1 protein-coding gene is annotated in these 909 nt (G+C 34.0%); it reads left to right on the top strand.

The window, feature by feature from the left end; all coding sequences use genetic code 11:
- The first annotated feature begins 42 nt into the window (after window positions 1–42).
- Window positions 43–768 carry a hypothetical protein gene (locus V1468_RS16415; RefSeq protein WP_331811287.1) on the top strand — a complete coding sequence of 242 codons (726 nt, stop codon included), beginning with the start codon at window positions 43–45 and terminating at the stop codon, window positions 766–768.
- Window positions 769–909: the final 141 nt, after the last annotated feature.

Raw genomic sequence — 909 nt, 5'->3', positions numbered from 1 at the left:
GCTAAACCACGCAACTACTCATAGCCGAGACCGTTGTACATAATGCTAAAAAACGCCATTTTCATATCGATATTTCTAACTTCAATTTTGGGTTATTCTCAAAACATTAAGTCTATAACCGAGTTTAAAATAGTTGGAGATAGTTTGACCAAAAACAGACTGACTGAATTTGACAAATCTGGAAACCTAATCCGAGAAGTAAAATATGGTAGATATGATTCGAGATTAAAAACGTTCAGAAACAAAATAAGAACATTTGAATACAAAAATGGACAACGGATTTCCGAATACTTTTGTGAAGATTTTGTTGCCAAAGACACTTGCGTGCTTCGTTCGTTCTCGACATTTGAATTTGACCAAGACAGCGGAATTGAAAAGCAAACGAAATATGAGTCTGATTCATTAATTCGTTTTATAAAACAAACGAAAAAGCAAAAACGAGTAAAAACATCGAAAACCCACTCTTGGGAATTTATGCCAGTTGAAAGACCGAATTATGAAAAGGCTTTGGTTTTAATAGACACAATTTTCTATGACAAAAAGAATCGGAAAATAAGGCGTGTGAGTTATAGCAGTCGTGAGAAAAAACCAGTAATTGAACTTTATGATTACTCAAAAAAAACATATACATATCAAACGAAAGGAACTTATCGAGATACAATACTGACTTTTGACTACAGTAAATTGCAAAAGTTAGCTGACAAAAAATCATTGGAGTACATTTTCCAAAATGAGGAGCAGTTTGAATACGAAATTGAATATTATTAAAAAGCACTATGTACAACAACGGCTATAGTTCATTACGGCTGAAATTCCTAATCGGAATTTCAAGCCTTTTTGCTAAATTTATGGTTACGGCGGAATGATACTCGCGTACCATTCCGTAACGAAACCATAGCCCAGACCGTT

The sequence above is a fragment of the Winogradskyella poriferorum genome, from assembly GCF_036553625.1.
Lineage (GTDB): Bacteria > Bacteroidota > Bacteroidia > Flavobacteriales > Flavobacteriaceae > Winogradskyella > Winogradskyella poriferorum.
Note: the sequence above shows the minus strand (reverse complement) of the source record. Positions and strands in the feature narration are given on the sequence as shown.

Excerpts from the sequence above, each read along its gene's own strand:
- V1468_RS16415 (WP_331811287.1), top strand. The coding sequence starts at position 43 with ATGCTAAAAAACGCCATTTTCATATCGATATTTCTAACTTCAATTTTG.